7 protein-coding genes and 1 pseudogene are annotated in these 8,903 nt (G+C 44.0%); 5 read left to right on the top strand and 3 right to left on the bottom strand.

What is annotated here, in order from left to right; translation table 11 throughout:
* Nucleotides 1–367 precede the first annotated feature (367 nt).
* The 3 genes and pseudogenes from C7B77_RS16730 to C7B77_RS16720 all read left to right on the top strand — a co-directional run bounded on the left by C7B77_RS16730 (nucleotide 368) and on the right by C7B77_RS16720 (nucleotide 3,120).
* Nucleotides 368–826 (top strand): hypothetical protein, encoded by a 459-nt coding sequence (locus C7B77_RS16730; protein ID WP_106307166.1) that lies wholly within the window; start codon nucleotides 368–370, stop codon nucleotides 824–826.
* A 126-nt stretch (nucleotides 827–952) separates the two neighbouring features.
* Nucleotides 953–2,503: pseudogene (locus C7B77_RS16725) on the top strand (glycogen debranching enzyme N-terminal domain-containing protein); the annotation flags it as partial.
* A 239-nt stretch (nucleotides 2,504–2,742) separates the two neighbouring features.
* The gene (locus C7B77_RS16720) at nucleotides 2,743–3,120 is read left to right on the top strand and encodes a hypothetical protein (RefSeq protein WP_106307160.1); all 378 of its coding nucleotides are present in this window, start codon (nucleotides 2,743–2,745) and stop codon (nucleotides 3,118–3,120) included.
* A gap of 208 nt (nucleotides 3,121–3,328) precedes the next feature.
* Here the strand turns inward: C7B77_RS16720 and C7B77_RS16715 are convergent, their stop codons facing one another.
* Both C7B77_RS16715 and C7B77_RS16710 read right to left on the bottom strand, forming a co-directional pair.
* Nucleotides 3,329–5,137: a tetratricopeptide repeat protein gene (locus C7B77_RS16715; protein ID WP_106307157.1), complete on the bottom strand. Its 1,809-nt coding sequence runs from the start codon at nucleotides 5,135–5,137 to the stop codon at nucleotides 3,329–3,331.
* Nucleotides 5,134–6,492, bottom strand: coding sequence for an ATP-binding protein (locus C7B77_RS16710; protein WP_106307154.1), 1,359 nt, complete (start codon nucleotides 6,490–6,492; stop codon nucleotides 5,134–5,136). Before C7B77_RS16710 ends, C7B77_RS16715 begins: the two co-directional genes overlap by 4 nt.
* 196 nt (nucleotides 6,493–6,688) lie before the next feature.
* Between C7B77_RS16710 and C7B77_RS16705 the strand changes: the two genes are divergently transcribed.
* Nucleotides 6,689–7,183 carry a VOC family protein gene (locus tag C7B77_RS16705; protein ID WP_181243892.1) on the top strand — a complete coding sequence of 165 codons (495 nt, stop codon included), beginning with the start codon at nucleotides 6,689–6,691 and terminating at the stop codon, nucleotides 7,181–7,183.
* Complete coding sequence (locus C7B77_RS16700) at nucleotides 7,146–8,345, top strand: acyltransferase family protein (protein WP_106307151.1); 1,200 nt, start codon at nucleotides 7,146–7,148, stop codon at nucleotides 8,343–8,345. The genes C7B77_RS16705 and C7B77_RS16700 overlap by 38 nt, the downstream gene beginning before the upstream one ends.
* Nucleotides 8,346–8,390: 45 nt before the next feature.
* On the opposite strand, the gene C7B77_RS16695 is transcribed toward C7B77_RS16700, so the two are convergent.
* A partial coding sequence (locus C7B77_RS16695; protein WP_106307148.1) for a TetR family transcriptional regulator C-terminal domain-containing protein occupies nucleotides 8,391–8,903 on the bottom strand: 513 nt, incomplete at its 5' end.

The following is an 8,903-nucleotide window of genomic DNA, read 5'->3' as shown; positions in this document are numbered from 1 at the left end:
AAAACTAATTACTCCGACTTTTTTCATTACCAATCAATTTTTGAAAGACTATTCTCCTACTTTTTCAGCAAGCCCTAAGTAACTCTGCCAATAAAACAATTGCTGCTCGAAACCTAGTTAAAGTGGCAATCGCTGCAAATCAACTAGATCCAGAAGTTCAAACAGATCGTGGTTATCTCAATGCTGTCGAGCAGCAATTGTCGAGTCTAGATAACTAATCGATTACCTACGGTACACTACGCGAACGATCTATATCGTTAATTTCTTGACTGTCTTTTTTCATCAGATTCTCAGCAATCGATCGAGACTATCTCAGGCGAGAGCATCACGATCGTCATCGATTCAAGCAACTAAGAGGTTATTACTTATGAAACGCTTTGCACTTGTCGGCTTATCAATTCTCTGTCTATCTTTGGCTGCAACTACATCTGTAAAAGCCGAAACTCGCACCGAACGGATTGCTATGTCAGCACAAACATCAACAGCAACTACGATCGACAATACACAGACCGCTCCATCTGCATTGCCAGGACGGGCGGGAACCAGAACCGAACGAATTTCTATGACAACAGCAACGATCGGTAGCAATCCCGCCAACACCAAGCTTACCCCATTCGGGCTAGTTTCTCTCGCGTATCAAGGTGAGTATCGGATGCAGGGTATCCCTGGATTTGGTTCGTTCCAATCTGCTACTCATAGCAAAACCATTACTGCTAAAGATTTAGTTAAAGCCGCGATCGCCACCAATCAACTAAGTCCAGAGACTCAAACCGATCGGGATTATCTAAATGCTGTCAATTCACAGTTATCATTTAGCCGCAACTAATCGATTGAGTCGCTAATTTATGAGTTGTTGTAGTAATTGGTTTTGTGAGTAATGGGTAATATCATTTAAATTATCGGATGCTATTACCTATTACAACATCCAAAATATAATCGAGTAAAATCCAAAATGAGTATCGAATTTGGGCGAGAAATCTGTGGCGATCTGAATAATGCCCAAACGCGAGAATGGCTCGTTACTAATGGTATTGGCGGCTATGCTTCTGGTACCGTTGCCGGATCGCTCTCCCGTCGCTATCATGGCTTGCTCGTTGCTGCATTACAGCCGCCCTTGGGTCGAACTTTATTATTCGCTAAACTGGATGAAATCGCCAGATATAACGATCTCGATTACCCCCTCCATACCAATCGTTGGGCGGATGGCAGCGTAGATCCTCACGGCTATCGTCAGATCGAAAGCTTTACTCTTAATGGCACTATTCCCACCTGGAAGTTCGCTTGTGCCGATGCCACGATCGAAAAGCAAATCTGGATGCAGCATGGAGCCAATACCACATATATTCGCTACACATTAACCCGCGCCACCCAGCCGTTACAGCTAACGCTCAAAGCCTTAGTAAATTACCGCGATTATCATGGCGACACTCACGGCAACGGCTGGGAAATGAACGTCGAACCAATCGAAGGCGGAGTTTGCATCACCGCTGCCGCTGATGCCACACCCCTATATTTAACCAGCAACCGAGCCACTGCCACACCCGCTCATAATTGGCACTATAACTTCGATCTGGCTGTCGAACGATATCGCGGTTTGAGCGATCGCGAAGACCACCTCCACGCCGCCACCTTCGCTGTTACCCTCAATCCGGGCGAATCGATCGTTTTTGTCGCTAGCACCGACCCACAGCCCAATCTAGATGGAGCAGCAGCACTAAAATCAGAACGTATAAGAGAACAGAAGCTCATCAATATCTGGAAATTAAGTCAACCCGAAACCATTGTCTGTCAACAAGATCGTCCGGCTTGGATCGATCGATTGATATTAGCCGCCGACCAATTTATTGTAGATCGTCCACTCCCTGACGCACCCAATGGCAAAACCATCATTGCTGGCTACCATTGGTTTGGCGACTGGGGACGGGATACGATGATTAGTCTGCCAGGATTGACGATCGCGACGGGAAGAACTGAAATTGCGCGTTCGATTCTGCTCACCTTTGCCAAATATGTAGATCGGGGAATGCTGCCCAATCGCTTTCCCGATGCGGGTGACGTGCCGGAATATAATACTGTCGATGCGACGCTCTGGTATTTTGAGGCAATTCGCAGTTACTACGATGCCACCGCCGACGATGACTTATTAGCCGAACTTTTCCCCGTGCTGGCAGAGATTATCGATTGGCACTGTCGCGGCACTCGTTATAATATTCACCTCGATCCTAGCGATGGGTTGCTGTATGCTGGCGAAACAGGCTTACAATTGACTTGGATGGATGCCAAAGTCGGCGACTGGGTTGTCACCCCGCGCATTGGTAAACCGATCGAAATTAATGCTCTCTGGTATTGTGCCTTGCGATCGATCTCCAAGTTTGCCCGTCAGCTTGGCAAACCATATAAGGAATATGAATCACTAGCCGATCGGACTTTAATCAAATTTTCCCGCTTTTGGAATCCCGATCTGGGTTATTGCTACGATGTCCTCGACAGTCCCGATGGCGATGCGCCGATGACTCCAAGGGGTTGTATCGCCCAGGCTTGGACTGTATCTGAAGTCTTGCGGGCTTGGGTGGGGACTGAGCAATTCTAGTTAATTAATTATTATCCCCAATCTTAATTGCGGTGAGGATCGTCGGAGCCAATTGGCGTTATTATATGGCAATGATTCGATCGAATATAATCTCCATCGTTGGCGTAGCCTACGGTCGGTAATCGCCTATCGATATAGCAATAGACAATCTCATGAGCATCGAGACAGAATACGAAGAAATATTGCAAAATATTGAATTAGAAATTATCACTTATTACCGTGAAGAGCCAGAGCTAATCGATCTTGAAGTACTCACTGGACTTGAATGGGTGACTAGGATATATGGTGCCGAAGCACAAGGTAAAACTCTCTCGAATCGTCCGATTAGAGGTCTATCTGCGGAGGTTGCCAATCGGGTCAAGGAAAAGTGCGATCTGTTGAAAGAATTATCGATCGATGGCATGATTTCCTCGGCAACTGCTGCCGAAATTACTGAGTGTCTCAAACGCCTTCAGTCTTCAGTTAAACTCTGGAATAAGCAGGGGAGACAAGGTTATCTGAATTATATCGGTCAATTTTTTCCCGATTAAATAATCGGGTAATTACAACAATCTCGATCGAGAATAATTCAATTGTAGGGGCAGGTTTATGCTAGAAATCCATGCAATACTCCGATAACCTCACAACAAAACCTGCCCAAAACCCACCAGTATTTGTCAATTATTTCCACATTAGCAGTAGGCAAAGTGGTTGAAACCACTCCTCAAGATGCAAAGTCCGCCTACGCGGACTAATTAGCTAGTCCGCGTAGGCGGACTTGGTATCATTAGCCACGATTTCAATCGTAGGCGTTTCTACTGCATTCCGATCTTCTTTAGGTTGACCTTCTTCTGTTGCGATAATTCGATTGAGATTGTCAATTTCTGTGTCGCATTCTGCAACTTTATCATCAAGTTTTAATTTCGCGTAAATAGCACGAGCTTGTTTGAGCTTTTCGAGAGCTTCAAAACTGAGGGGTTTATATTTATCCAGCGCGATTGCCTGATTGAACAAAAAATTTGCTTCGCTATTTTGATTGCCAATTTTGCGGGCAATTTCCAATGATTGCTGATAAAAATTAATTGCCAATTCGTAATGTTCTAATAATACGTAAATATTACCTAAATTATTGAGTGAATTAGCTTCACCGTTTAGATCGCCAATTTCACGCTTTGTTTCTAGGGATTGTTGATAAAAATTCTTTGCTTGCTGATACTTCTCTAATAAGTAGTAAGAATTACCTAAGCCGTTAAGAGAAATTGCTTTGTCACGAATATTGCTGTTTTCGTAATTAATATTCAAGGATTGTTTGTAAAAATCTATCGCTCGTTCATATTGTTCTAATATGAAATAGATGTTACCTAAACCATTGAGAGAATTAGCTTCACCAATACGATTATTGATTTTACGGTTAATCTCTAAAGATTGTTGATAAAAGTCAATCGCTTGTTGATATTCTCCTAAAGACCGCCAAGCAACAATACCCAAATTACCAAGAGAACTTGCTTCGCCATACAGATCGCCAATTTTGCGATTAATATCTAAAGACTGTTGATAAAAATCAATCGCTTGTTCGTACTGACCCAGAGAATCGAAGGCATTACCCAAGCCAGTGAGTGAAATGGATTCTCCATTTAAATTACCAATCTTACGATTAATATCTAAAGACTGTCGATAAAAATCAGTTGCATCTATATAGCGAGATATGTTAAATAGAAAATTACCAAAATTATTTAGTGTACTTGCCAAAGCAGATTGTTTATTAAGTTCTCGATAACGATCGATCGCCTTTTCAAAAGCCTCAATTGCTTGTTGTTGCTCCTCTTCTAGATTATTTGCTTCACCTCTAGCAATGCGTTTGGCATAAATTTCTGCTAGCTTTGCATAGAGCGTTGCGAGATTGGGTGAAGTGGGATTATTTGATTCTAATTGGTGAATTTCGGACAGAATCTCTGCTGGTGGCGGGATAAAATCATTATTATCTTCTCGATCGAACGATCTTTCGAGTGAATTGAGATCTCTCATTACTGGCACGATTGCGCCTAGCGCAGGCTTTGCCAACGATTCCTCGGATGCTTCCGATTCAAAGCGTAATACTGCTTTGCGCCAACTCCAGAAATCTGGTGCGCGGCGGCTCATTTCTCGCAAAATCGAAAACGTTACCCACAAAACCACTGGATAGCGAAATTCTCGCAATCCTTCCCGCGTCCATTGTAAATAGCCAAAAAACTTATCCAGATCGCTCTGCGCGTCTGTCGCTCGCGTTTTCACCCGCAATAGCCATTCCGCTCCCGTGACTGTCACCACCACACCATCTTGATTTTCGATTCCCAATTTTGCCAAACCAGCTCTTAAACTTGGCTCCATCCCCAAGACGATCCGTTCGCAGCGAATCTGCGATTGCTTTGCTTCGCGTTCGTACCGTTCGATCGTTCGTTGTCGCAGTGCTAGATCGTCACAAGCGACGATAATCAAGGCTAATTGCTCCTGACTATTTTCGATTAGGGAAATCAGGCTCTCGTAGGTATCTTCATTCGATGTTGTGACGGGTTCAGAAAATTGCGTCATGATAATATCCCTTCCTGTACGAGCAAATCCCGGACGATCGGATTTAAGTCATACCATAATTTTGCGTTGCAATACTCTAATACATACAATCCATGTAATAAATCTAAAAATCGCTCATTTTCAGTATCTTGGGGTTTAAATTCTTGATAAATTGCTTTCAACATCTCAAAATCAATTTGCCCTAACGCTCTAGCATATTCTATCTGCAATTCTGTCTCTACATCGCTAAGAATCTGACGATCGATCTTAACTTCTGGCTGATTCCATTGCTGTCGTCTAATCTGTCCGCGCAACTCTAGTTTAACTAGATCGCAACAGCGATCGGCGATCCGAATTAATTCTCGCAATACACCACCACTGAGGAGAATCAGATCTGTTTGGACATCAGGTTCGATTGAGTTTTGCGGTAATCGTCTTTGCAAAATTTCTGAGAATACGTTCATCCAAGCTGGATTGGGAATCCGATCTGGTTTGCGGACATCAGCTTTACTAAAAAATTTTGTCACCTCCATCATGTAGATCTTCTTGATATAGGTATTGATGCTAGCTGTAATCGAAACCTCTCGGAGCGTAGCGATCGGCAATGTATAAATAACGATCGAATTGGGATCGAGCAAAGATTGAATATTCTTGCCAAAAATCGTTTCAACTACGCCAAGATCTAACTTATCGATATCATCGATAATTACGACTACTTTCTGACCTGTGGCACTTTCAATGTGAGATTGCAATTCATCAATCTTTTCTACTAATTCCGAAATTTTCCGAGCGAAATCGATCGAGATTTGTTTGCGAGTTTCCGAACTGACTTTTAACTTTGATTTAATCTGTGCCACAAGCTGCATCAGAATCGGAATACCACCTGTTGTCTTTGCCTCTGCATTCACCTCAATTTCGCTTTCTGCCACTTGAGTTTCCGTTTGGGTATGTTTACCAAACCATCGATAAAACTCACGTTTAATTCCAGGCTGGAGCCAAATCGATCGCTTTTCTGCTTCCTCTAATAACTGCAATGCCATTGAAAACAAAATATTCACATGGTCTACCGCCGATCGCTCGATCGTATCAGAGATCGAATACATCACCACAAAATACCGCCCCGTATCTGTGAGTCTCAATCCCAATTCAGCTAACAGTGTCGATTTGCCACAGCCCCGATGTCCGGTAAAAATTAACTTATTATCTCGCTCTGGACTATCTTCGATCGCTTGCTCCAACTTGTCTATTTCATCAGTCTGATACTCTACCCCCAACCGCGCAAAATCCTCCTTGCTAATGAGGGGATCGAGTTGGAGATTTCGCCCTGCTTCGCGGAAAATTTCCAAACGAGCTTGCAGTGCATCGAGGTTGGACATGCGATCGAATTCCCATTGGATTACCTTCCTATTCTATCCAAACATCGGGAATCATCGATCGTTACCCTATTAATATCGTCTGAGATCGGGGGTTAGACGTATCGCGACAAGATATTGTCGGTTAATATAACCTAGTGATTGAGGTAAGATTTAGCGACCGCCGCTTAGGCGGCGCGCAAGCTTCGAGAGTCAGCACATGAGAGTTTATGGCATAGACCACGTTCAACTCGCAATTCCAACCCATAGCGAAGATTTAGCCAGAATGTTTTATGGGGAAATTCTGGGACTTCGCGAACAGCCAAAACCAGAACACCTAGCCCAGCGGGGCGGCGTTTGGTTCGAGCAGGGGGACTTGAAGCTGCATTTAGGTGTCGATCCAAACTTTTGTCCGGCACAAAAAGCCCATCCTGGATTGTTAGTTGAAGATTTGGACGAGCTGGTGCATCGATGCGATCGATCTGGGTATCCAGTGGAAATTGGTGAAGGCGGCGATCGGTTTCGTCAAGTTTATGTCAACGATCCTTTTGGCAATCGCATTGAGTTTTTAGAAATGAATGACTATGACAAAGAAGATCTCGCATATATTCACGATGTTGGCTATGGCGATTACGCGATCGAATCTGCTCCTGGCATCCTGAATATTTTGACTCAAAATGAACCAGAACCCTCTGTTAGACCTCCCAGTAAATAGACCTGTAAGACGCTATGACTTCGATTGGCTCAAGGTTGTGGCAACATTTACCGTATTTATTTTCCACTGTCTCCGATTTTTCGATCTCGGAGCTTGGCATGTCAAAAACAACCAGCTCGATCCGATCTTCACTACCATTGCGGGGCTGTTGTTGCAATGGATGATGCCGTTATTCTTCCTATTATCCGGCACCAGTATCTATTTCGCACTCAAGTCCCGCACAGCAGGGCAATTCTTGCGCGAACGTTCTATCAGACTCCTGATTCCGTTACTGTTTGGAATCTTGGTTTTATCGCCGCCACAGGTTTATCTAGAACGTGTGAGCAATCCAAATCATGGCGTTTCGCCGTGGACTGGAGGACAGTTTTCAGGTTCATTTTGGGAGTTCATCCCTCACTATTTCCAAGGATGGTATCTATTTGGTGGGAACTTTGCCTGGATGGGAATTCATCTGTGGTATCTGCTGGTGTTGTGGCTATTTTCGCTATTATTGCTACCGCTATTTTTAGTAATTAAGCAAGGTAAAGGACAAAAATCGATCGACAAGTTGGCAAATGCCCTCGAACAACCAATGGTGATTTTCCTGCTATGTTTGCCCATCGTCGGATTAGAAAGTGGACTAGATCCAGCGACATTCGGCGTTCGAGCGGCAGGTGGCTGGAATTTTTTCACATACTTAATGTTGCTGTTATTCGGCTACCTCATCGTTGCGGATCGGCGGATCGAACAGGGAATCGATCGACACTTTATCCCTGCATTAATCATTGCCGTATTTACAACTCCACTCTTGCTGGCACATTTTCGAGATCTATTTACTGGGAATGGAGCGGCTTATGGTTCGTTAGACTATACTCTGGTAAACGCTTTACGAGCTTTCAATTCTTGGTGCTGGATATTAGCATTCCTTGAGCTGGGCAAAAAATTTCTCAACTTCAACCATCGAGCATTAGGCTATCTGAGTGAAGCATCTCTACCATTTTATCTACTGCATCAACCGATTATTTTATCGATCGGGTTCTGGATTGCAGGTTGGCAAATAGGCGTATTGTCGAAGTTTATAGTATTGAGTTTAGTTTCTTTTGTGTCGATCGCTCTATGTTACGAGTTATTTGTCCGAAGAATTAATTTGCTTCGCTTTTGCTTAGGCTTAAAATTAACATGAGAAGTTTCCTGCTCGATTGTAAGATAATATCTCGATTTGAAGTAGTCATGATATCCCCGCAGATCGTTTCTTCTTCTTCGACTCCGCACTGACCGCCAGTCGTACTAATACATTTTCCACTCCTCTGCGCCCTTGTGTCAAATGAATTGGGTCGTTCTTCATCACAAACAAAAAATTCGCCGCCAACAGCATCGCCTCAATTTCAAAAACTGTCTGCTCGACATCTGCATGGGGATCTAGCTCTCCGAGATCTTGCGCTTCCAGCATACATTGGCTTAATAATGCCAGCCAATTGCCAACGATCTCCACGACACGATCGCGTGCTGGGCCAGGGCGCGTGTCGAGTTCTGCGGCAACTGCCGAAAAAAAACACCCACCTGGAAAAACTCCGCGTTCGAGATGTGCCAGAAATGAACTCACCAATGCCTTGAGCCGCTCGATTCCGGCTGGTGCCGTCAGTGCTGGCTGAAGTACTTCGCGATCGAAAATTCCGGCTGCCGTTTCGATCGTTGCCAACTCCAGTTCTTCTTTGGATTTAAAGTGTGCGTAGAGTCCACT

This window comes from Chamaesiphon polymorphus CCALA 037, from assembly GCF_003003845.1.
Lineage (GTDB): Bacteria > Cyanobacteriota > Cyanobacteriia > Cyanobacteriales > Chamaesiphonaceae > Chamaesiphon > Chamaesiphon polymorphus.
This window is presented reverse-complemented; position numbering and strand designations above follow the sequence as displayed.

What these genes read in the sequence shown, in the direction of transcription:
- C7B77_RS16700 (WP_106307151.1), top strand. Translation starts at nt 7,146, where the DNA reads ATGAACCAGAACCCTCTGTTAGACCTCCCAGTAAATAGACCTGTAAGA.
- C7B77_RS16715 (WP_106307157.1), bottom strand. Translation starts at nt 5,137, where the DNA reads ATGACGCAATTTTCTGAACCCGTCACAACATCGAATGAAGATACCTAC.
- C7B77_RS16710 (WP_106307154.1), bottom strand. Translation starts at nt 6,492, where the DNA reads ATGTCCAACCTCGATGCACTGCAAGCTCGTTTGGAAATTTTCCGCGAA.
- C7B77_RS16720 (WP_106307160.1), top strand. Translation starts at nt 2,743, where the DNA reads ATGAGCATCGAGACAGAATACGAAGAAATATTGCAAAATATTGAATTA.
- C7B77_RS16705 (WP_181243892.1), top strand. Translation starts at nt 6,689, where the DNA reads ATGAGAGTTTATGGCATAGACCACGTTCAACTCGCAATTCCAACCCAT.
- C7B77_RS16730 (WP_106307166.1), top strand. Translation starts at nt 368, where the DNA reads ATGAAACGCTTTGCACTTGTCGGCTTATCAATTCTCTGTCTATCTTTG.